General features: G+C 72.0%; 18 protein-coding genes. 8 read left to right on the top strand and 10 right to left on the bottom strand.

Going from position 1 to position 21,011, the window contains the following annotated elements:
• Positions 1–11: 11 nt before the first annotated feature.
• Positions 12–1,526 carry an efflux transporter outer membrane subunit gene (locus tag N4G63_RS22890; RefSeq protein ID WP_260789936.1) on the top strand — a complete coding sequence of 505 codons (1,515 nt, stop codon included), beginning with the start codon at positions 12–14 and terminating at the stop codon, positions 1,524–1,526.
• A gap of 50 nt (positions 1,527–1,576) precedes the next feature.
• Here the strand turns inward: N4G63_RS22890 and N4G63_RS22885 are convergent, their stop codons facing one another.
• From N4G63_RS22885 to N4G63_RS22870, 4 genes are all read right to left on the bottom strand, one after another.
• A complete protein-coding gene (locus tag N4G63_RS22885) occupies positions 1,577–2,407 on the bottom strand; it encodes a helix-turn-helix domain-containing protein (protein WP_260789935.1) in 831 nt (276 codons plus the stop codon).
• Positions 2,408–2,555: 148 nt separating this feature from the next.
• Positions 2,556–3,311: a hypothetical protein gene (locus N4G63_RS22880; protein WP_260789934.1), complete on the bottom strand. Its 756-nt coding sequence runs from the start codon at positions 3,309–3,311 to the stop codon at positions 2,556–2,558.
• 16 nt (positions 3,312–3,327) lie between these two features.
• On the bottom strand, positions 3,328–4,188 hold the full coding sequence (locus N4G63_RS22875; protein ID WP_260789933.1) for an alpha/beta hydrolase family protein: 861 nt from the start codon (positions 4,186–4,188) through the stop codon (positions 3,328–3,330).
• A 146-nt stretch (positions 4,189–4,334) separates the two neighbouring features.
• Positions 4,335–5,021, bottom strand: a complete 687-nt coding sequence (locus N4G63_RS22870; protein WP_260789932.1) for a Crp/Fnr family transcriptional regulator — start codon at positions 5,019–5,021, stop codon at positions 4,335–4,337.
• A gap of 109 nt (positions 5,022–5,130) precedes the next feature.
• Here N4G63_RS22870 and N4G63_RS22865 point away from each other — a divergent pair, with 109 nt between their 5' ends.
• The 3 genes from N4G63_RS22865 (at position 5,131) to N4G63_RS22855 (ending at position 8,224) form a co-directional block, all read left to right on the top strand.
• Complete coding sequence (locus N4G63_RS22865; RefSeq protein WP_260789931.1) at positions 5,131–5,880, top strand: nitroreductase; 750 nt, start codon at positions 5,131–5,133, stop codon at positions 5,878–5,880.
• Between the two features lie 40 nt (positions 5,881–5,920).
• Positions 5,921–7,591, top strand: coding sequence for an AMP-binding protein (locus N4G63_RS22860; protein WP_260789930.1), 1,671 nt, complete (start codon positions 5,921–5,923; stop codon positions 7,589–7,591).
• A 150-nt stretch (positions 7,592–7,741) separates the two neighbouring features.
• Positions 7,742–8,224 carry a GreA/GreB family elongation factor gene (locus N4G63_RS22855; protein WP_260789929.1) on the top strand — a complete coding sequence of 161 codons (483 nt, stop codon included), beginning with the start codon at positions 7,742–7,744 and terminating at the stop codon, positions 8,222–8,224.
• A gap of 62 nt (positions 8,225–8,286) precedes the next feature.
• Here N4G63_RS22855 and ilvD read toward each other — a convergent pair whose 3' ends face one another.
• The 4 genes from ilvD to N4G63_RS22835 all read right to left on the bottom strand — a co-directional run bounded on the left by ilvD (position 8,287) and on the right by N4G63_RS22835 (position 13,962).
• Entirely contained in the window at positions 8,287–10,146 is a 1,860-nt protein-coding gene (gene ilvD, locus N4G63_RS22850) for a dihydroxy-acid dehydratase (protein ID WP_260789928.1), read from the bottom strand.
• A 195-nt stretch (positions 10,147–10,341) separates the two neighbouring features.
• Positions 10,342–11,439, bottom strand: a complete 1,098-nt coding sequence (locus N4G63_RS22845) for a HupE/UreJ family protein (protein ID WP_260789927.1) — start codon at positions 11,437–11,439, stop codon at positions 10,342–10,344.
• A 146-nt stretch (positions 11,440–11,585) separates the two neighbouring features.
• Positions 11,586–13,202, bottom strand: coding sequence for a DUF3500 domain-containing protein (locus tag N4G63_RS22840; RefSeq protein WP_314600358.1), 1,617 nt, complete (start codon positions 13,200–13,202; stop codon positions 11,586–11,588).
• Positions 13,203–13,413: 211 nt separating this feature from the next.
• A complete protein-coding gene (locus N4G63_RS22835) occupies positions 13,414–13,962 on the bottom strand; it encodes a MarR family winged helix-turn-helix transcriptional regulator (protein ID WP_260789925.1) in 549 nt (182 codons plus the stop codon).
• A 138-nt stretch (positions 13,963–14,100) separates the two neighbouring features.
• Between N4G63_RS22835 and N4G63_RS22830 the strand changes: the two genes are divergently transcribed.
• From N4G63_RS22830 to N4G63_RS22815, 4 genes are all read left to right on the top strand, one after another.
• Positions 14,101–14,868 carry a siderophore-interacting protein gene (locus N4G63_RS22830; protein ID WP_260789924.1) on the top strand — a complete coding sequence of 256 codons (768 nt, stop codon included), beginning with the start codon at positions 14,101–14,103 and terminating at the stop codon, positions 14,866–14,868.
• Between the two features lie 201 nt (positions 14,869–15,069).
• Positions 15,070–16,569: a vanadium-dependent haloperoxidase gene (locus N4G63_RS22825; protein WP_314600357.1), complete on the top strand. Its 1,500-nt coding sequence runs from the start codon at positions 15,070–15,072 to the stop codon at positions 16,567–16,569.
• Between the two features lie 151 nt (positions 16,570–16,720).
• Positions 16,721–17,137 (top strand): SRPBCC family protein, encoded by a 417-nt coding sequence (locus N4G63_RS22820; RefSeq protein ID WP_260789921.1) that lies wholly within the window; start codon positions 16,721–16,723, stop codon positions 17,135–17,137.
• A 53-nt stretch (positions 17,138–17,190) separates the two neighbouring features.
• The gene (locus tag N4G63_RS22815; protein WP_314600356.1) at positions 17,191–17,904 is read left to right on the top strand and encodes a dienelactone hydrolase family protein; all 714 of its coding nucleotides are present in this window, start codon (positions 17,191–17,193) and stop codon (positions 17,902–17,904) included.
• Here the strand turns inward: N4G63_RS22815 and N4G63_RS22810 are convergent, their stop codons facing one another.
• Together N4G63_RS22810 and N4G63_RS22805 are read right to left on the bottom strand one after the other, a co-directional pair.
• The gene (locus N4G63_RS22810) at positions 17,905–19,014 is read right to left on the bottom strand and encodes a porin (RefSeq protein ID WP_260789920.1); all 1,110 of its coding nucleotides are present in this window, start codon (positions 19,012–19,014) and stop codon (positions 17,905–17,907) included. It lies immediately after the preceding gene.
• A gap of 70 nt (positions 19,015–19,084) precedes the next feature.
• Positions 19,085–20,989 (bottom strand): subtype B tannase, encoded by a 1,905-nt coding sequence (locus N4G63_RS22805; protein WP_260789919.1) that lies wholly within the window; start codon positions 20,987–20,989, stop codon positions 19,085–19,087.
• Positions 20,990–21,011: the final 22 nt, after the last annotated feature.

The raw sequence follows: 21,011 nt of genomic DNA, 5'->3' as shown, positions 1-21,011 counted from the left end.
GGAGTTTCGTGATGAACCCGCATCCATCCCGCCCGACCGGCCACGCCGGCCCCACCGGCCACGCCAGCCCCGTGGCCGCCCGTGCCCCCGCCCGACGCCTGTCGGCCCTGACCCTGGCCCTGGCCACGCTGCTGGCCACCGGCTGCGCCAACCTGGCGCCCACCCAGGGCACGCCGGCGGCGGCCATTCCCACGGCCTGGCCGGCCGGCGGCACTGCCGCCACCGCCACCGCCAGCGGCCAGCCGCAGGCCGGCAGCATCGGCTGGCAGGCCCTGGTCAGCGATGCCCGGCTGCGCGGCGCCATCGCGCTGGCGCTGCAGCACAACCGTGATCTGCGCCAGGCCGCGCTGGCCGTGCAGCAGGCGCGCGCCGCGCACGACATCCAGTCGGCCGCGCAGCGCCCCACGCTGCAGGCCACGGCCGGCGCCAGCGCCTCGCGCACACCGGGCCAGGCCACCAGCAGCGGCCAGGCCAGCAGCAGCCGCAGCCTCAGCGCGGGCCTGGGCATCGCGGCCTGGGAGATCGACCTGTTCGGCCGCCTGCAGAACCTGAAGGACGCGGCGCTCGAGAGTTATCTGCAGACCGAGCAGGCCCAGCGCAGCACCCAGCTCACCCTGGTGGCCGAGCTGGCCCAGGCCTGGCTGAGCCTGGCCGCCGACCAGGCCCAGCTGCAGCTGGCCGAGCAGACGCTGAAGAGCCAGCGCGACAGCCTGGCCCTGGTGCAGCGCCGCCAGGCCCTGGGCGTGGACAGCGCCCTCACCGTGGCCCAGACCGAGGCCACGGTGGAAAGCGCCCGCCTGGCCGCCGCGGCCTATGCGGCGCAAGTGGCGCAAGACCGCAACGCGCTGGACCTGCTGGCCGGCACCGCGGTGCCCGCCGAGCTGCTGCCGCAGCTGCCCCTGCAGACCGATGCCGCGGTGCTGGTGGCGGTGCCCGAGGGCCTGCCGTCCAGCGTGCTGCAGCGCCGGCCCGATGTGCTGGCGGCCGAGCACCAGCTGCGTGCCGCGGCGGCCGACATCGGCGCGGCCCGCGCCGCGCTGTACCCCAGCATCAGCCTCACCGCCTCGGCCGGCACCGCCAGCCGCAGCCTGGGCCAGCTGTTCCAGGGCGGGGCCTGGAGCTTTGCGCCCTCGATCAGCCTGCCGATCTTTGACAGCGGTGCGCGCCAGGCCAGCCTGCGCAGCGCCGAGCTGGCCCGCGACAGCCAGCTGGCGGCCTACGACAAGACCCTGCAGACCGCCTTTCGCGAGGTGGCCGATGCACTGGCGGTGCGGCAATCGCTGGCCGAGCGCCTGGCCGCGCAGCAGGCCCTGGTGGCCGCGTACGCCAAGGCGCTGAGCCTGTCGCAGGCGCGCCAGCGCAATGGCGTGGACACCGCCCTCGATGTGCTGGACGCCCAGCGCTCGCTGTTTGCCGCGCGCCAGGCGCTGATCAGCCTGCAGCTGCTGGAGCAGGGCAACCGCATCACGCTGTTCAAGGTGCTGGGCGGCGGCTGGGCCGACGCCACCGCGGCGGCAGCCGGCTGAGCCAGGGGTGAGGCGCCGAGGCTGGTGCGCCGCGCAATGCCGGCGCGCCCTCAGGCACTGACCAGGCGCACCGGCTGGCGCCAGACGTGGTCAAGCCGCCCGGGCCCGGGCCCGGGCTGGGCCAGCGCGTCGAGGTAGCGCGAGGGGCTGGCGCCGTAGCAGCGCACCCACACCCGCGACAGGTGGGCCGAATCGGCAAAGCCCGAGAGCTGGGCCACCTCGGTGAGCGAGCGGTCGCTGCCAAAGTGCATGGCCGCGCGCTGGATCTTGAGCGCCAGCGCGAACTGCCGCACCGTGATGCCCAGCGCCTCGACAAAGCTGCGCGAGGCATGCGCCGGCGACACGCCCACACTGCTGGCCAGCGCGGCCAGCGGCAAGGCGGGCTCGAGCCGCAACGCCGACATCATGGCCAGCACGCGCGGCGCCAGCGGTGGCACCGGCGGCAGCTCGTCGGCCAGGGCATGCAGCTGCAGCTGCACCGCGGCCTGCAGCTGCCGGCCCACCAGGGCACCGCTGGCAAAGCCGCGCACGCAGCTCAGCAGGCCCTGGTGGCGCTCGGCATCCAGCACCTGCACCGGCGGCCCGCCCAGGGCCTGGGCCAGCGCGCGGGTGAAGGTGCTGAAGCGGCCATGCGAGGGCTCGAGATCAAGCAGGCCCACGGCCTGGCCGGGGGCATCGATGTGGCGCAGCGTGAACGGCCGCACCGCCATCAGCAGCCCGGTGAAGCGCTGGCCGGCGGCCAGCAGCTGCAGCGGCTGGGCGGTGAGTGCGCACACCAGGGTCACCGAATGCCGGCACACGCGCGGGCCGCCGGCATGGCCGGCATAAAGAAAGCTGTCGCCCAGCAGGCCCAGCCGCGGCAGCGCAGAAAATTGGCTCATGCGGGCCATGCTCGGCCAGGCCCGCAACGCCGTCAACGCGGGTTGACGCGAGGGCGCGCTGGCCCTTGCGCGAAGTTGCAACAGTCTGCGCCGCGTGGCGCGCACGATGCACCGCCGGGCGCCGCGGTGCGCCGCCGCGGGCGGCGGATCAGGGCCGCGCGGCGCCGCGCTCGATGTCGTAGCGCGCCTGCGCGCGCATGGCCTTTTGCTCCATGCTCAGCAGCGCCGACGACTCGTCGCGCATCAGCGTCAGCAGGCGGTGGGTGACGGCATCGTCGGCGGCAAACATCCGCTGCGCGGCAGCGGCGCCAAAGTGGCCGGCGCGCATGGCCTGCAGCGCCGCCAGCTGGGCCAGGCCCTCCTCGGGCACCAGCGGTGCCTGCCCGGGCGGATAGGCCGCGCGCTGCGCCGACTGGTAGGCCTGGAACTGGCCCACCAGCTCGCGCGCCTGTGCCGCGGCCGCGGCCGGCAAGGCACCCAGCTCGGCCTCGAGCCGCGTGGCCAGCGCGTCGCCATCGTGCAGGGCCAGCAGGTGCTCGGTGCGCTGGCGCAGCCCGGCATCCACTTGCAGGCGGCCCTGCGCATCGGTGCGAAACACGCCCTGTTGCGGCGCCAGGCCCGGCCCGGCCGGCAGCGCCAGGCCCGCGGGCGCGGCCGCCAGCGGCGCCTGCGCCGGCACGGCCCCCGCCTGGGCGCCATCCGGCGCCAGCACCGCCTGCGGTGTGCTGGCCCACGGAAAGGCTGCCGCGCCTGGCGCCGCAGCGCCGGGCGCCATCACCGGGGCTGGCGGTGCAGGCGCGGGCCCGGGCCAGGCCCACCAGGCCAGCAGGGCCGCCGCGGCCAGTGCGGCGCCCAGGGCCCGGCCGCCGATGCGGCGCGGTGATGCGGTGTGCGATGTCGGCATGCCGGGCTCCGGTGGCTCAGTACGGGCAGTTCTTGTCGTAGCGGTCGAACAGCGTGCGCGTGGCATAGCTGTCGTGCGGTGCGCCGCACAAGAACGGCGAGTAGCGCGTGTCGGCATCCACGAAGCGCTTCATCCAGGCCACGCCATAGCGGCCGATGGGCGTGTTGGTGCTGTTGGGCGTGAAGTGGCTGGCGCCGTTGAGCTCGGCATAGGCCTTGGGCGTGGTGGCCGGCAGGCTGGCATAGAACGGCCGCGCATGCGCCGCCACCGAGGCCACGGTGTCGCCATCGGCACCAACGATCAGCGTGGGCACGCGCACGCGGGTGAAGCTGGTGGTGGTGTTCCACGGCGTCAGCGGCAGCGCGGCCTTCAGCGTGGGGTTGTCCTCGGCCGCGATCAGCGCGCCGCCACCGCCCATCGAGTGCCCGGCCACCGCCTGGCGCGTGCTGTCGACGCGGCTGCGCACCGTGCTGCTGGCGTTGTTGACCACATGGCTCAGCGCGGCCATCAGCTGCGTGGCCCGGCTGCCCGGCTGGTCGAGCGTGGTGTTGGTGTTGATGGTGATCACCACCAGCCCGTGCGTGGCCAGGCGCCGGCCCAGCCAGGCGATGCTGGACTCGGTGGCCGTGAAGCCGGGGCTGATGGCCACCAGGCCGTAGCGGCCGGCGGTGCTGGGGTAGTAGATGGTGCCGCCGCCGAAGCCGCGCGGCAGCGACACATTGCTGGTGGACACGGCAAACGAGCCGGCCGTGGCGTTGAGGCTGGACGACGTGGGGGCCGGGCCGATCTGCGCCAGGGCGGCGCCCGACAGCAGCGCGGCGGCGGCCGGCAAGGCCAGCGCGCGCAGGGCGCGTTGCGGCAAGAGCTTGGGGTTCATGTGGGACTCCTCGGGTAGTGACAAACCGCCCGGGGCGCAAGCCGCGCCAGGGCCGCCGCAGTCTAGAAACCCGGGGCTCGCACTGCCTTGTACGCAGCACGCATGCCGCCCCCTAGCGCGCGCAGGCGTAAACCCGCGGGCGCTTGCTACCCGCTGCGCGAAAACCGCTGCAGCCCGTCGAGATCCAGCACCTCGATGGCGCCGTAGCCGATGCGCAGGTAGCCGGCCTCCTCCAGCCGGTGCAGCTCGCGGTTCAGGTTGGGCCGCGACAGCCCGCACAGGCGGGCGATCTCCTCCTGCGAGATCACCAGCTCGCGCCGCGTGCCCGGGTAGAGCTGCGGGTTGTACAGCTCGGCCAGGCTGTAGGCCACGCGCGTGGTCAGGTCGCGCAGCCGGAAGCTCTCCACCAGGGCCACGTAGTGACCCAGCCGGGCGTTGAGCTGGTCGATCACCCAGCGGCTGAAGGCCTGGCTGTCGTCGATCAGCCAAAGAAAGGTGGCGCGCGGGATGAAGGCCACCTGGCTGTGGCGCAGCGCCACCACCGCATAGGGCCGCGGCTCGCCCTTCAGGGCCGCGCCTTCACCGAACCAGGCACCGGCAGGCACGCCGGCAAAGGTGGTGCTGCGGCCATCGGCGGCGATGGTGTCGACCTTCAGCATGCCGTCCGCCACGCCCAGCCAGTGCATGGCCGGCGAGCCGCGCAGGCACACCGTGGAGCCGGCGGCAAAGCCGCGCAGGCTGGAATCGGCATGCACCCGGTCCATCTGCGCATCACCCAGGCAGGTGCGCCAGGGCGAGGCCTCGAGAAAGTCGATCAGGCAGGGCTCGGACATGCCGCCATTCTGGCCAGCCGGCGCCGCAGCGCGTGGCGGGACATACCTGGGGCCGGAATGTCGTCGAACGAACAGCCGGCCGCGCCGCGGCGCGACAGCATCGCGGCCCATGAACCGCCTGCTGCCACCTCCCGTGCCCGAAAGCCAGCTGCCCGCCGCGGTGGACTGGGCCATCGTCTCGCGCCGCGCCATCCGCGCCTTTCTGCCCACCCCGGTGCCGCGCGCTCTGCTGCTCGAGATCCTGGACGTGGCCCGGCACAGCGCCTCGGGCGTCAACATGCAGCCCTGGCAGGTGCATGTGCTCACCGGTGCGGCCCAGCAGCGCCTGAGCGCGGCCATCCTGCGTGCCCACGACGACCCCGCAACGCTGGCCGGGCTGCAGGAGCCCTACCCCTACTACCCGGCGCACTGGGTCTCGCCCTTTCTGGAACGGCGGCGCCAGCTGGGCTGGCAGCTCTACGGACTGCTCGGCATCACGCGTGACGACAAGGCCCGCATGCATGCCCAGCATGCGCGCAACTACCGCTTCTTTGACGCACCGGCGGGCCTGATCTTCACCGTGCATGCGGCGCTGGCCCAGGGCAGCCTGATCGACTACGGCATGTTCCTGCAAAGCCTGATGGTGGCCGCCCGCGCACGCGGGCTCGACACCTGCCCGCAGGTGGCGTTCACGCCCTTCCACCACATCGTGGCGCAGCAACTGGGCCTGCCCGACACCCAGCGCCTGGTGTGCGGCATGAGCCTGGGCTATGCCGACCCCAGCCGGCCCGAGAACGCACTGGTGAGCCCGCGCGAGCCGGTGGCCGGCTTCACGCACTTCCATGACGACGAGGGCAGCGGGCCGGTGCCCCTGCCCTGACGCCCGCCCAATGCCTGCAAAGCGCCCGAAAGAACCTGCCATGAGCCTGCCCGACACCTCGCCCTACGCCCGCGGCCTCGAGCGCAGCGCGGCCAACCATCTGCCGCTGACCCCGCTGCGCTTCCTGGGCCGCACGGCCGATGTGTATCCCGATCGCGTGGCCATCGTGCACGGCGCGCTGCGGCAAACCTGGTCGCAGACGCGCGAGCGCTGCATGCGCCTGGCCTCGGGCCTGGTGGGCCTGGGCGTGCGGCCGGGCGACACGGTGTCGGTGCTGGCGCCCAACACGCCGGCCATGCTGGAGGCGCACTTCGGCGTGCCGCTGTCGGGTGCCGTGCTCAATGCCATCAACTGCCGGCTGGATGCGCAGGGCATCGCCTTCATCCTGCGCCACGGCGAGTGCCGCGTGCTGCTGGTGGACCGAGAGTTCGCCGGCCTGGCCCGGCGCGCGCTGGCCGGGCTGCAGCCGCCGCCGCGGGTGATCGACATCGACGACGCACTGGCCCCCGACGACCCCGAACACGCCGCCCTTGGCGACATGGACTACGAGGCCCTGCTGCAGACCGGCGACCCGGCCTTTGCCGGCGTGTGGCCCGACGACGAGTGGCAGCCGATTGCGCTGAACTACACCTCGGGCACCACCGGCGACCCCAAGGGCGTGGTGCCCAGCCACCGCGGCACCTACCTGATGGCACTGACCCAGATGACCGACTGGGCCCTGCCCAAGGCCCCCACCTACCTGTGGACGCTGCCGATGTTCCACGCCAATGGCTGGTGCTTCACCTGGGCCATCACCGCCGCCGCCGGCACCCATGTGTGCCTGCGCAAGGTGACACCGGCCAACGTGTTCGCGGCCATCGCGGCGCAAGGCGTGGACCACTTCTGCGCCGCGCCCATCGTTCTGGCCGGCCTGGCCGCCACGCCGGCTGCTGCCCGCCCGCCGCTGCCACGGCGCGTGCGCGTGCTCACCGCCGGCTCGCCCCCGCCGGCCACGGTGCTGCAGGCCGTGCAGGCCATGGGTTTCGAGATCGACCATGTGTTCGGCATCACCGAGATCTCGGGCACCTCGATCAGCTGCGCACGGCAGGCCGCCTGGGCCGAGCGGCCGGCGGCGGAACTCGCCCGCCTGCAGGCGCGCCAGGGCGTGCGCGCAGCCCTGCTGGAAGACTGCCGGGTGGCCCACCCCGACACGCTGGTGCCGGTGGCCGGCGACGGCCGCCACAGCGGCGAGCTGCTGATCCGCAGCAACACCGTGATGATGGGCTACCTGAAGAACCCGGCGGCCACGGCCCAGGCCCTGGCCGGTGGCTGGTTTCACACCGGCGACGTGGCCGTGGTGCACGCCGACGGCTACCTGCAGATCACCGACCGCGCCAAGGACGTGATCATCTCGGGCGGCGAGAACATCTCGTCGGTGGAGGTGGAGGACGTGCTGCACCGGCACCCCGGCGTGCTGCATGCGGCCGTGGTGGCCCAGGCCGATGAACGCTGGGGCGAGGTGCCCTGCGCCTTCGTGGAACTGCGCGATGCCAGCGAGGCGCTGGACGAGGCCGCGCTGATCGCCTTCTGCCGCGCGCACCTGGCGCACTTCAAGTGCCCGCGCCGCGTGGTCTTCACCGAGCTGCCCAAGACGGCCACCGGCAAGATCCAGAAGTTTCGCCTGCGCGAACTGGCCGGCAGCCGCGCTGCCATCACCCGTCTGGCCGGGTAGGCGGCGCGGGCCGCAGCGGCCAAAACGCTGTCGGGCGCGCCCTCGGCGCTGCGGGCCTGCGCGCGGCGCGCCTCGCCCGGCACAATCGCGGCCTGACCCCCCCCCGCTTGCCCGAGATGCCCGAGATGCCCAAGATGCCCGGCCTTCATCATGGATAAAAACACGCTGCGGCAGCAGGTGCTGGATCGGCTCGCCCAAGACCTGCTGCAGGCCGAGCAGGCCGTGCGGGTGGCCCATGAAGCGGCCACCCACGAAGAAAGCATTGCCGAGAACAAGTACGACACCCTGGGGCTCGAAGCCGCCTACCTGGCCAGCGGCCAGGCCCGTCGCGCCGAGGCCATCCGCCAGGCCATGGCCCATTGGCGCCAGTTTCGCCCGGGCCCCTACGACGCCAGCAAGGGCATCCAGCTCGGCGCCCTGGTCTGCCTGGCCGACGCCGACCACCGGCAGCAACTGCTTTTTCTTGGCCCGGCGGGCGGCAGCATGAGCCTGGAGTGCGACGCGCAGCTTGTTCAGGTGATCAGCAGCGAGGCCCCGCTGGGCAGGGCCATGTGGGGCAAATGCGAGGGCGACGAGGTGTCGATGCAGGTCGCTGCAGCCCGGCAGCAGTTCGAGGTGCTGCGGGTTCTCTGAGCGGCAGGCCCGCGCCCGTCAGCATCGGCCCGGGCCGACGCTGGCGGGGCGCAAGAGCGGGCTCAGTCTTCCAGCTGCGACAGGTCGCGCACCGCGCCCTTGTCGGCGCTGGTGGCCAGCAGCGCATAGGCCTTGAGTGCCGCGCTCACCTTGCGCGGGCGCGGCAGCACCGGCTTCCAGCCCTTGGCGTCCTGCTCGGCGCGGCGCTTGGCCAGCTCTTCATCGCTGAGCAGCACGTCGACCGTGCGCTTGGGGATGTCGATGCGGATGCGGTCGCCATTGCGCACCAGGCCGATGTTGCCGCCGGCGGCGGCTTCGGGCGAGCAGTGGCCGATGGAGAGGCCCGAGGTGCCGCCCGAGAAGCGGCCGTCGGTCAGCAGCGCGCAGGCCTTGCCCAGGCCCTTGCTCTTGATGTAGCTGGTGGGGTAGAGCATCTCCTGCATGCCGGGGCCGCCCTTGGGGCCTTCATAGCGCACCACCACCACATCCCCCGCCTTCACCTGATCGTCCAGGATGTGGGCCACGGCCTCGTCCTGGCTTTCCACCACATGGGCCGGGCCTTCAAACACCAGCAGACTGTCGTCCACGCCGGCGGTCTTGACCACGCAGCCGTCCTGCGCGATGTTGCCGCGCAGCACGGCCAGGCCGCCTTCCTGGCTGAAGGCGTGCTCGACGCTGCGGATGCAGCCCTCGGCGCGGTCGGTGTCCAGGCTGGGCCAGCGGGTGGCCTGGCTGAAGGCCACCTGGGTGGGGATGCCGGCCGGGCCGGCCATGTAGAAGGTCTTCACCGCTTCGCTGGTGCTGGTGGTGATGTCCCACTCCTGCAGCGCCTGGCCCAGCGTGGGCGTGTGCACGGTGGGCACATCCAGGTGCAGCTTGCCGGCACGCGCCAGCTCGCCCAGGATGGCCATGATGCCGCCGGCGCGGTGCACATCCTCGATGTGGTACTTGTTGGTGTTGGGCGCCACCTTGCACAGCTGCGGCACGGCGCGGCTGAGGCGGTCGATGTCGGTCATGTCGAAATCGATGCCGGCCTCCTGGGCCGCGGCCAGGATGTGCAGGATGGTGTTGGTGCTGCCGCCCATCGCGATGTCGAGCGTCATCGCGTTCTCGAAGGCCTTCTTGCCGATGCTGCGCGGCAGGATGCTGGCGTCGTCCTGCTCGTAGTAGCGCCGGCACAGATCCACCGCCACGCGGCCGGCGCGCAAGAACAGCTGCTCGCGGTCGGCGTGGGTGGCCACCACGGTGCCGTTGCCGGGCAGGCTCAGGCCCAGGGCCTCGGTCAGGCAGTTCATGCTGTTGGCGGTGAACATGCCCGAACAGCTGCCGCAGGTGGGGCAGGCGCTGCGCTCGACCTCGGCCACGTCGGCATCGCTGACCTTGCTGTCGGCGGCCATCACCATGGCGTCGATCAGATCGAGCTTCTTGATCTGCACGGTCTGCGTGCCCGGCACGGCCAGCTTGGCCTTGCCGGCCTCCATGGGCCCGCCCGAGACGAACACCACCGGGATGTTCAGGCGCATCGCGGCCATCAGCATGCCGGGGGTGATCTTGTCGCAGTTGCTGATGCACACGATGGCATCGGCGCAGTGCGCGTTGACCATGTACTCCACGCTGTCGGCAATGATGTCGCGGCTGGGCAGCGAGTACAGCATGCCGTCATGGCCCATGGCGATGCCGTCGTCCACGGCGATGGTGTTGAACTCCTTGGCCACGCCGCCGGCACGCTCGATCTCGCGCGCCACCAGCTGGCCCAGATCCTTCAGGTGCACATGGCCGGGCACGAACTGCGTGAAGCTGTTGGCGATGGCGATGATGGGCTTGCTGAAGTCGTCGTCCTTCATGCCGGTGGCACGCCACAGCGAGCGTGCGCCGGCCATGTTGCGGCCGGCGGTGGACGTCTTGGAGCGGTAGGCGGGCATGGCAAAACCTCGGGGTCAGGGGTCAACACGGGGGGTACAGGGCAACCCTCAAGTGTATCGGCGGGCGCCGAACCGGCCGATGGCGGGCTTGCCCACCCGATCCGCAGCCCTGCACGAAGCGCTGCACGAAGCGCCGCCCGCACGGCCAGCCGCGCGCGGCCCATGGGCCTGGGCGGCCGCTTCGTCCAGGCCGTGTCAGGCCAGCCAGGCCGCCGGCAGCAGGCCCAGGCGCTCGATCACCCACCACAGCGCCAGGGCGCAGGCGGCCGCGGCCACCGCGCGGCGCAGCCAGGCGCTGGCGCGGGGCTGGCGCTGCGCCAGCCACAGCAGCGGCGGCAGCACGGCCAGCACCAGCAGCAGCTGCATGGCCTCGATGCCCGCGTTGAAGGCCAGCAGCGCCAGGCCGTGCTGCAGCGCGGTGAGCCCGGCGCCCGACAGGCTGGCCGAGAAGGCCAGGCCATGGATCAGGCCGAAGCCCAGCGCCATGGCCGCATCGGCGCGCGCAAACAGCGGCCGCCCGGCATGCAGCGCGGCCACCGCAATGGTCAGCGCCACGGCCACCTCCACCGCCTGTACCGGCGGGCGCAGCAGGCCGCTGCTGCCCAGCACCAGGGTGACGGTGTGGCCCACGGTGAAGGCCGTCACCAGCAGCGCCGTGCGCCGCCAGGCGGCCGGCGCCGGCTGCACGCCGCCCCAGGCCCGCCGCGTGCCGGGCGCCAGCGTGAGCGGCGCCACCAGCATCAGCAGCAGCAGAAACATCAGGTGATCGCTGCCGGTGGCGATGTGCTGTGCGCCGTCGCCGGCCAGCTGCCACAGGCCGGCGGCCACCGAGGCCGGCGCCAGCGCCAGTTCCAGCTGCTGGTGGCCATGCCTCAACTCGCCCAGCGGCCGCGGTGGCTGGCCCACCTGGCCGCCGGCCCAGTCGTTGCGCAAGGCCACCAGCACGCGGTGGGTGCGCACCTCGTGGGTCACGGCGTCGTACAGCAAGGTGAGCTGGCGCGCATCACCGCCCGGCGGCGCGCGCAGATCGATCTCGGCTTCCAGCTCGGCTGCGCCATCGCTGCCCACCACGCGCAGTTGCGGCCGCAGCACCTGCCAGCCCACCGCGCCCGAGCGCGCGCCCACATGCTGCAACAGGTAGCGCGACAGGCCCTCGCCGTGGCGCGCCAGCACCGTGGCCGGCTGGTCGATCAGCGGCTGGCCGTAGGCGAACTCGAGCCGGTTCAGCGGCAGCTGCAGCAGCAGGTGCAGGCCACCGGGCCGGGTGTCGATCCACACCCGGCTTTCGGGCATCGGGTGGGCACCGGCCAACGTGGCCCACAGCGACAAAGCCGCCGCGATCCACCGCACCCACGCTGCGGCCGGCGTGAACCCCACCGGGCCGGGCCACCGGCGGCGCCCACCCGCGGGGCAGGCGCCGCTGGCGCTTCGGGGGGGCGTCAAAACCTGCCGCCGTAGTCGCCGGTCTTGTCGCGCCAGATGGTGTGGAAGTGGATGTCGCTGCTGACGATCACGCCGCGCTGCACCGAGAACTCGATCCACACCCGCGGGCCGTCCACCCGCAGGTAGCTGCCGCTGCTGGTGACGTTGCCGGCGCCGGCGTAGGCCACATAGGTGGCCGCCAGCGCGCTGTCGGACAGGTAGGCCGCCAGCAGCTCGTCGGCGTACTCGGTGGCCTGGGTGGCCACATAGGCGCGCACCAGGGCCTGCACCTTGGCCTGGTCGGTGCTGCTGAGCGCCGAGTAGGCCACGCCGCGGCCGGTGGTGCCGGTGGGGTAGCTCTTGGGATAGGTGCCGTCGATGCCGCCCGACCCGTTGGCGCCGAACAGCAGATCGCTGTAGGTGCCGCTGAGCGCCGCGGCGCTGTAGCCGGTGAGCGTGGCGCCCAGGTCGGCCGCCGCCGTGCGCTGCGCGGCCATCGGGTCGTAGCTGCTGCCGTTCAGCGTGAAGGCGCCCTTGGGCTCCACGCCCAGGAACAGCGGCGTGGGCGACTTGACGCTGCCGTTGAAGGCGATGTTGAAGGTGAGGTGGTGCCCGGTGAGCTGCAGCAGCCAGAAGTCGGTGTTGCTGGGCGTGCCGATGAAGGCGATGTAGTAGTGGCCACTGCCATAGGTGCCGCTGCCGGCGCCGTACTGGCTGACCAGCGCATCGTCGGCGGCCTGCAGGCCCAGGTGCAGCGCATTGCCGCTGCTGCCCAGCGCCTTGAGGATCAGCGCACGCGCCGCCGTCTGCTGCGCGCTGCTCAGGCTGCTCCAGGCCAGGCCGTTGCGCGACACCATGGCGGCCGGCAGGTTGGACCACTGGCGCGCGGTGGCCAGGCTCCAGCTCTTTTGCACCGTGCTCTGCTGGCTGCTGCTGAGCGTGGCCGCGAAGGCCTGGGCCAGGCTCACCACCTCAGCCGTGAGCGCACTGCTGCCGCTGCTGGCGCTGCTGACCGACAAGCTGGCGGCATCGCTGCTGACGCTGCCCGCCGAGTTGCTGACCGTGACCGAGTAGCTGCCGGCATCGCTGCTGGCCACGCTGGCCAGCGTGTAGCTGCTGGCGGTGGCATTGGCGATCGCGCTGCCGTCCTTGAGCCACTGGTAGCTGAGCGGCGTGCTGCCACTGGCCACCACGCTGAACGTGGCGCTGGCGCCCACGCTCACCGATTGCGCGACCGGCTGGGTGCTGATGGCCGGCGCCGTGACCCCGCTGCTGCCGGTGACCGTGAGCGTGGCCACCGCGCTGGTGACCGAGCCGGCGCTGTTGCTCACCACCACGTCAAAGCTGCCCGCATCGGCCGTGCCGGTGCTGGCCAGGCTGTAGCTGCTGGCGGTGGCGCCGCTGATCGCACTGCCGCCCTTGCGCCACTGGTAGCTGAGCGTGCCGCTGCCGGTGGCCACCACGCTGAAGCTGGCGCTGGCGCCGGCCACCACGCTCAGCGAGGCGGGCTGGCTGCTGATGACGGGCGCCGTGTCGGTGGTGCTGGTGGCGGTGCTGCTGTCACTGCCGCCGCCGCCGGCCGCCAGCAGGCCGGCCGAGCACAGCGCCAGCCAGGCAAAAAATCGGAAAAACATGCGCAAACCTCGGGTTGGTGATGCCGCACACGCGACAAGCCCGCCAGCCGACGGCGCGGGCCCTGCCGCGCTGGCAGGCAGCCAGCGCACTATCCGCAAACAACTTTGCTGGCTCTTTGCGCGGCGGTTACCCGATCCGGGGCGCGATGCCTTTTGGTGATCGCGGCGCGGCCGGCCCGGCCGTGGCGCGGGCATCAGGCCGGCGGCGGCCTCAAGCCGGTGGCGCCAGGGCCGCGCGCACCTTGGCCAGCAGCGCCAGCAGCTGGCGCCGCTCGGTGGCGCTGAGCCCGGCCGCCGCGCGCTCGGCCAGCAGCCGGCGCTGGGCCATCAGCGCCTGGTGCTGGGCCTGCGCCTGGCCAGCCAGGTGCAGGCGGCTCACGCGGCGGTCGGCCTCGTCGGGCGTGGCCTGCAGCAGGCCACGCTCACGCAGCCCCCCCACCAGGCGGGCCAGCTGGCCCTTGTCGCGCTCGGAGTGCGCCGCCAGCTCGCTGAGCGTGGCGCCGGGGTGGCGCGCAAAAAAGCCCAGCACCCGGCCCTCCAGCGGCGACAGCGTCTGCTCGGCATCGCGCAGTGCGCGGTGCTGCTGGCCGCGCGCCAGGTGCATCACGCCATGGATGGCCTCGAGCACATCGCCGTCGCGGGCCACCCGCTCAGCGCGGGCCGCAGGTGCCACAGGTGCCGCGGGTGCCGCGGGTGCCGCGGGTGCCGCGGGTGCCGCGGGTGCCGCAGGTGTCACACCCGAGGCGCGTGCGCCGGCCATGACGGCCGGCTCGGCGGCCGGCTCGGCGGCCGGCCCAACAGCGCAGGCACGCGTACCCGTACCCACACCCGTTTGGTTGACAAGGTCAATCTTCTTGCGCATGATGGATGACATTATCAACCAATCCACCCACCCATCTTGACCACTCTCCCCTCCCCCGGCACGCCCCACCCCACCGCCACCCGCCGCGTGCAGCGCGTGCGCCACGAGCTGCGCCGCCGCGAACTGCAGGTGCGCCAGGTGCAGCCGCTCGGCCCCGGCTTTGTGCGCATCGTCTTCGGCGGCGACGAGCTCGAGGGCTTCACCAGCCTGTCCTTCGACGACCATGTCAAGCTGCTGTTCGATGCCGCGCCCGGTGCCGATCCGGTGCGCCGCGACTACACGCCGCGCCACTTCGACCCGGTGCGCCGCGAGCTGAGCATCGAGTTCGCGCTGCACGAGCAGGGCGCCGCCACCGACTGGGCACGCCAGGCCGCGCCGGGCCAGCGCCTGGCCATCGGCGGCCCGCGCGGCTCGATGATCATTCCCACCGACTACGCCTGGCACCTGCTGGCCGGCGACAGCACGGCGCTGCCTGCCATCAACCGCCGGCTGGAGGAACTGCCGGCCGGCGCCCAGGCCCTGGTGCTGGTGCAGGTGGCCAGCCCCGCCGATCAGCGCCCCTGGCACAGCGCCGCCCAGGTGCAGACCCAGTGGGTGCACAGCACCGAGGCCTGGCTGGCGGCCCTGCGCGCCCTGCCCCTGCCGGCCGGCGAAGGCTTTGCCTGGTGCGCCGGCGAAGCCCAGGTGATGGCCCAGGCCCGCGCCCTGCTCGTGCACGAAAAAGGCGTGCCGCGCGAATGCCAGCGCGTCTCGGCCTACTGGAAGCTCGGCGCGCAGGCGTTTCACGAAGACATCGAGGGCTGATCGCACCGGCCCCCACCCCCACACACGGCACCCCAGGCAGGGGCCAGTGTTCCTTGAGATTGACGATGTCCTCGCCTTAGCGCAGGTCGAGACTGAGGTCACCTTGTCATCAAGGCCCTCGCAGCCGTCACGCGCCGGGCGCAGGCATCGCCCACCGATGCCGCCGGACAGCCGCTGCCCTCTCCACGAAAGGATCACACCATGGCTGCTGCCGCGAACCACCGCTTCTGGGTCGACATGTGTCTGGAATGCGTTCGACAGGATCACACCGATGCCCCGGGTGACCAGACCGGGCCGTTTCGCTCGGCCCGGGCGATGGGCATGGCCCTGGCCGCGCCCCATGAGGTGAACGCCCTGGCTGCGGGCCTGCCGCCGCTGATGGCGCTGGCACCCGAGCCGGGGCTGGTCGGCCTGTCGACCGCTCAACTCGAGGTGGCCTGCTGCGCCGCTTGCTGCGAGGTGCTGAAGCTGCGCTATCCGCACCAGGCAGCCCTGCTCGATCCGGCCTGGCTGTACTGGCTGCAAAGCAGCGGGTACAGCCTGTCGGAGAACGCGGTCTCGAAGGCCGAGACGGCCGGCCGCTTGGTGGGCCGGGCCATCGACCGCCTGGGCGCCGACGATGCGCAGTTCGCCGCGGGCGACATGTACAGCCCGTCCGGCCTGCCCTACACCCACGCCGCGCCGCCCAATCAACCCAGGCAGGGTTTCGCGGGGGCCGACTGGGGCTTTGTCAACTACCTGCTGACGCAACGGGTGGCCGGCTTTCCGCCGCCACCGGGGCGCTGCTCAGCCACCGAGGTTGAAGACACCCAGCACTTCCGGGACGACTTTGCCAAGGTGCAGGCCAAGGGTGGCCTCAACCGCGGCCCGGCACCCATGGGACGAAGCGACGACGAAGAGTTCATCGGCATTGCCTGGGGCTACGACGGCCCGCCCAAACTGGGCACGCCCCCCCGCCTCTACATGCAGGCCGTGCTGAGCGTGCTGGATCGGCTGGCCCAGGCGCCAGCGCCCGCACCCCGCCTGACCCTGGCCCAGGAGCTGGAGCTGATCGCCGGCGTGGGCCTGGCCATGGCCGAGGCCGGCATCGACGCCTGGTACTACAAATACGCCCCCACCCACATGATGTGGCGGCCGGCAGTGGGCATTCCACGCGCTGAAGCCGGCAATGGCGTGGCCGACCCGCGCTTCTTTCCGCTGGGCAGGCCCGACACCAACAAGCGCGGACTGGCACTCACACCCGACTTTCCGGCCTATCCGTCGGGCCATGCCACCTTTGGTGCGGCGGCGTTCCAGGTGCTGCGGCTGTACCTGGTGCACAAGGGTCTCGCCCGCTTTGACGCGGACGGCACCGACGACGTGCCGCTGGCCTTCATCTCTGACGAGTTTGACGGCGTCAACACCGACCCGCGCACCCAACAGCCGCGTCCACGTCGACCGGTGACCAACCCGAGCTTGTGGCAGGCCATCGTCGACAACTCGGTCAGCCGCGTCTACCTGGGTGTGCACTGGCAGTTCGACGGGCTCACGCGGCGCAACGCTGAAACCCGCAGCGACGAGTTCGAGCCCGACCCGGCCGCCCTGGTGCCGCGCCTGCTGGGCCGCACCGGTGGCGTGTGGCTGGGCGCGCAGATTGCCGGCCAGGTGGCCCGCAGACTGGGCGTGCCGCAAACGGTGATCGAGGACTCGCGCCTGGCCTGAGGGCCAGGTCCGCCCAAGGCCTGGGCCAGGCAGGATCGGACGCGGCCGTCCTGGCCGCTGTTGCAATCGCCCAGGCCCGCCCCCCCCACATGTGGCAGCATGACAGGCCCGGCTCACCGTCCGGCCGGATGCCCACCTTGCCACGCCCGCCATGCACACCGAGCACAGCATCACCGTCCAGGCCCCTGCCGCGCGCATCTTTGCGCTTTACGAGAACGTGGCCGGCTGGCACCTGTGGGACCCTGACACGCGGCAGGCGTCGATCGCCGGGCCGTTTGCGGTGGGCACGCGCGGCTCGCTCACGCCCACGCAGGGCCGCACGGTGCCGATGCTGATCACGCAGGTGCAGGCCGATGCCGGCTTCACCGTGGAAGCACGCATCCCGCTGCTGTGCATGCGCTTCGAGCACGAACTGCAGCCCGTGGGTGGCGCGGTGCGGGTGACGCACCGGGTGCACTTCTCGGGCCTGCTGGGCTGGGTGATCGGGCCGATGATGATCCGGCGGCTGAACCACGGCCTGCCAATCACCCTGGACAATCTGCGGCGTTGCGCCGAGGCCGCCCGCTGAGGCGCGCAGACGCCCCCCTGACCACCACCACGCGCCCGCCGGCGCGCCACTGCATGACCACCGCCTCGCTCTCGCCCGAATGGGTTCCGGTTGCCAGCGCCGAGGGCGCTTTCGATGCCTACCTGGTGCGCCCACCGGGCGGCCGCAGCGGCCCGGGCCTGTTGCTGCTGCAAGAGATCTTTGGCGTCAATGCCCACATCCAGGCGGTGGCGCAGCAGTACGCGCTGGCCGGCTTCACGGTGCTGGCGCCCGATCTGTTCTGGCGCCAGCAGCCGCGCGTGGCGCTGCGCTACGACGGCGCCGACCGCGAGCGCGCGATGGCCCTGATGCGCAGCGTGCAGCGCGAGCAGGTGGTGGCCGACATGGCCGCCAGCCTCGGCGTGCTGCGCGCCCAGCCCAGCTGCGGCCCCAAGGTGGCCGCGCTGGGCTATTGCATGGGCGGCCGGCTGGCCTTTGCCGCCGCGGCGCTGTGCGGCGTGGACGCTGCGGTGGCGTATTACGGCGGCGGCATTGCCGACCAGCTCGACCTGGCGCACAAGATCCGCTGCCCGATGCAGTTTCACCATGCCGGGCGCGATGCCCACATCCCGGCCACCGCGGTGGCCTCGATCGAGGCCGCGATGGCCCTCACGCCCGAAGGCGCCGAGTGCCACCTCTACCCCGAGGCCGACCACGGCTTCAACTGCTGGGACCGCGCCTCGCACCACGCGCCCAGCGCGGTGCTGGCGCTGTCACGCAGCCTGGGCTTTCTGGCCCGGCTGTTCTAGCTAGAACGCCATGCGCACGCCGGTGGCCGCACCGGTCTGGCCGCGGCCGGCCGCCGGGGCGTTGCCGGCGGCGGCGTTGCTGACGCCCAGCGCGCTGGCGCCGTCGTTGCCGATGTGGCCGACGGTGGCGTACAGCGCGGTGTTCTTCGACAAGGCGTAGCTGCCGCGCACGGCCAGCAGCGTGGCGCCGTTGGGGCTGTTCTTGACGTCGAGCTTGAAGACCTCGGCGTCCACGGTCCACAGCGGCGCGGGCTTCCAGCTGGCGCCCAGGTACCACAGGTCGCTGCGCGGGGTGGTGGCGCTGCCCTCGTTCTTGCGCGAGATCAGGCCGGCACCCAGCTTCAGATCGGTGTTCACGCGCCACCAGCCGGTGACGGTGCTGCGCGTGTCGGTCAGCGTGCTGCTGGTCAGGCCGGCAAAGGCGCCGGTGCCGCCGCGGATCTGGTCCACCGCCGCCGTCATGCCCCAGGGGCCCGCGTCGTACTTGAGCAGGGCCGACCATTGCCGGCAGGCCTGGCTGTCGGTGGCGCTTTCACCGGCGCAGTTGGTGCCGGCCGGGCTGGGGCCGGCGTTCACGGCGTCGCGGCCGGGGCTGTAGGTGGCACCGGCCGTCAGCGGCCCGAAGGTGCCGCGCCAGGCCAGCGCGTTGTCGACCCGCGCATTGGGCAGGTAGCTGTCCATCGAGCCCGAGCCGTAGGCATTGGGGCCCAGCAGGTCGGCATCCAGCTGCGACCAGAACAGCATGCTGTACTGGCGGCCCAGGCTCACCGTGCCCCAGGGGCCTTGCAGGCCCACGAAGCTCTGGCGGCCGAAGAAGCGGCCTCCCTGGTTGGAGGTGCCGGTGTCCACGCCCAGGCCGGCCTCCAGCGTGAACAAGGCCTTCAGGCCGCCGCCCAGATCCTCGCTGCCGCGAAAGCCCAGGCGCGAGGGCGCGCTGCCGGTCAGGCCGGGCATGCGGGTCACCGAGCTGCCGGCTGCGCCCACATCGGTGAGGCGCTCCACGGCCAGGTCGATCAGGCCGTAGATCTGCACGTTCTGCGCCTGGGCGCCCGCAGCGCACAGCAGCATGGCCGCAGCGGCCAGCATGCGGGGCGTCATCGTCTTCTTCATCGTTGTCTCCTGAGGCAGGGTGGAAAAAAGAGAAAGTTCGGGGGGCTGATGGGTGCGAGGGCCCGCGGCCTCAATCGCCGGCGGCCAGGCGCGCGTCGATCCAGCTGAACGCGTTCAGCACGTCGTAGTTGCCGGCATGGCCCTGATCCCAGTGGAGGGCGAAGTCGGCGGTCTTGACCTTGGCATCGGCCTTCAGCGCGCGGCTGATGTTGTAGGCCACGGTGAACGAGGTGTCGCGGTCACGCGCGCCGTTGCGGATGCGCCAGTGCCTGGCAATGCCGTCGGTCTTGCCGATGTAGGCCAGCGCGTTGATCAGCCTGTACTGGCTCAGCAGGGCGTCGCGCTGCGGGTTCGCGGCCCAGGTGTAGCCGGTGTTGAGCAGGCCGACATCGCTTTGGCGGGCGTTGATCGCGTCGCCACCGTTGTTGTTGTTCCAGCCGTACTCGGTGAAGTTGGCATACACCTGCGCCGCGGTGCCGAACAGGTTCGACTCGCCGCCGCTGTAGTTGCCAAACACTGCGGCTCCGGCCTTGGTGGTGTCGGCCGTCAAGGTGGCGGCCAGGGCGGGCGTCTGGCCCACCTGGTCGAAGCTTGGAACGGCCTTCAGGCGCGCCTGCTTGGCCACGTACTTCAGGTAGTTGCCCAGATTGAAGTAGGTCACCGTGCCGCCCGCGTCAACGTTGACGAAGTCGTTCTGGTAGTACAGCGTGCCGCTGCCGCCGGCCACGCCATTGGCCGCCGTGCTGCCGTAGGCGCCGTAGGCCACGATCGACCTGCCCGACAGCACGTGGGCACTGGCGGACTTCTTGAACTCGGTCTGCAGCGCGGCCAGCATGTTGTCGCTGGTGAGTGCCGTGCCGTCGTCGTTTTTCAGGCCCAGGCCGGCCTGGTAGGCCACGAACCTGTTCATCAGCTCGAGGCTGCCTGCGCTGTCGGGGTTGGAGGCCCGCACCAGCTCGGCGCCGCTGGCGTCGACGATCAGGCCGGCCTTCTGGTCGGCCGAGACCGCCGTGCGGGTGTCGAGCACGTTGAACATCCACTCATAGGCGATGTCGGCACTGCCCATGTCCTGGATCGGGCAATAGGCCACCACGGCATAGACGCTGTCGCTGATCGCGCTCTTGCCGTTGGCATCCACGCCGGCGGCGCCGATGGCCTTCAGGTAGGGCAGGTAGTCGGCATGGTCGCCGGTGGCGCCCAGCTGGGTGACCTGGGCCCCACCGCCGCTGGTGCCGTTGACCACGATGCGGCTGGCATTGCCCGGCATCACGGCGTCGTTCAGGCGCAGGTAGCGCACGGCCGCCTTGGCGTCGACGATGGCCGCCGGCGCCTTGCCCTGGTAGATGCCGTCGCTGTAGCTGCCTTCGGGCGCGGTGGCGCCACGGCTGCGCGAGGCCATGTTGATGTAGACGAAGCCGCGGGCCAGCGCTGCGCCGATCTTGTCGGTGTCGCTGGTGCTGACATAGCTGCGGCCGGCAACGATGTCGGCGCCGCGGTAGTTGGTGCTGGTGATGGCGGCCGCGCCGTCCCAGCCGTTCAGGCCGCCCTGGTAGCTGGCAAACCAGCCGGCGTTGTTGACGTTGAGCAGGATGGGGTTGTCATGCCGGGCGGCGTCGACCTCGCGCACGAAGATGTTCAGGTTCTGGTAGCCGCAGGTCTGGTTGTCGACTGCCGAGCCGCGCTGATTGGGCGCCAGGGCCATCGGCTTGCCCACGTAGCACTGCTCGCGGTACCAGCGCACCGGCGTGGCCACGCCGTCGAGCGTGACGGTGATCGTGGTGTACCGGGTCTTGTCGAAGACCAGCTGGCTGTCGTAGACGCCCGGGCCGGCCGTCTCGGTGGTGCTGGGGGTGGTGGCCGGCGTGGCGGCGGCGGCCGGGCTGTCGGCGCCGGCATTGCAGCCGGCGATCAGGCTGCCGCCGGCCAGTGCGGCAGCCGCCAGGGCCAGGGTGCGGGACTGAAACGGAATCTTCATGGGCTTGTCTCCTTGGCCTGTG

It is taken from the genome of Aquabacterium sp. OR-4 (assembly GCF_025290835.2).
Taxonomy (GTDB): domain Bacteria; phylum Pseudomonadota; class Gammaproteobacteria; order Burkholderiales; family Burkholderiaceae_C; genus Pseudaquabacterium.
This window is presented reverse-complemented; position numbering and strand designations above follow the sequence as displayed.

Bases quoted from the DNA above. Each gene is read 5' to 3' on its own strand.
- N4G63_RS22845 (WP_260789927.1), bottom strand. From the start codon at position 11,439: ATGCCCGAAAGCCGGGTGTGGATCGACACCCGGCCCGGTGGCCTGCAC.
- N4G63_RS22890 (WP_260789936.1), top strand. From the start codon at position 12: ATGAACCCGCATCCATCCCGCCCGACCGGCCACGCCGGCCCCACCGGC.
- N4G63_RS22820 (WP_260789921.1), top strand. From the start codon at position 16,721: ATGCACACCGAGCACAGCATCACCGTCCAGGCCCCTGCCGCGCGCATC.
- N4G63_RS22810 (WP_260789920.1), bottom strand. From the start codon at position 19,014: ATGAAGAAGACGATGACGCCCCGCATGCTGGCCGCTGCGGCCATGCTG.
- N4G63_RS22835 (WP_260789925.1), bottom strand. From the start codon at position 13,962: ATGGCCGGCGCACGCGCCTCGGGTGTGACACCTGCGGCACCCGCGGCA.
- N4G63_RS22875 (WP_260789933.1), bottom strand. From the start codon at position 4,188: ATGAACCCCAAGCTCTTGCCGCAACGCGCCCTGCGCGCGCTGGCCTTG.
- N4G63_RS22880 (WP_260789934.1), bottom strand. From the start codon at position 3,311: ATGCCGACATCGCACACCGCATCACCGCGCCGCATCGGCGGCCGGGCC.
- N4G63_RS22860 (WP_260789930.1), top strand. From the start codon at position 5,921: ATGAGCCTGCCCGACACCTCGCCCTACGCCCGCGGCCTCGAGCGCAGC.
- N4G63_RS22865 (WP_260789931.1), top strand. From the start codon at position 5,131: ATGAACCGCCTGCTGCCACCTCCCGTGCCCGAAAGCCAGCTGCCCGCC.
- N4G63_RS22825 (WP_314600357.1), top strand. From the start codon at position 15,070: ATGGCTGCTGCCGCGAACCACCGCTTCTGGGTCGACATGTGTCTGGAA.
- ilvD (WP_260789928.1), bottom strand. From the start codon at position 10,146: ATGCCCGCCTACCGCTCCAAGACGTCCACCGCCGGCCGCAACATGGCC.
- N4G63_RS22840 (WP_314600358.1), bottom strand. From the start codon at position 13,202: ATGTTTTTCCGATTTTTTGCCTGGCTGGCGCTGTGCTCGGCCGGCCTG.
- N4G63_RS22870 (WP_260789932.1), bottom strand. From the start codon at position 5,021: ATGTCCGAGCCCTGCCTGATCGACTTTCTCGAGGCCTCGCCCTGGCGC.
- N4G63_RS22805 (WP_260789919.1), bottom strand. From the start codon at position 20,989: ATGAAGATTCCGTTTCAGTCCCGCACCCTGGCCCTGGCGGCTGCCGCA.
- N4G63_RS22855 (WP_260789929.1), top strand. From the start codon at position 7,742: ATGGATAAAAACACGCTGCGGCAGCAGGTGCTGGATCGGCTCGCCCAA.
- N4G63_RS22815 (WP_314600356.1), top strand. From the start codon at position 17,191: ATGACCACCGCCTCGCTCTCGCCCGAATGGGTTCCGGTTGCCAGCGCC.
- N4G63_RS22885 (WP_260789935.1), bottom strand. From the start codon at position 2,407: ATGAGCCAATTTTCTGCGCTGCCGCGGCTGGGCCTGCTGGGCGACAGC.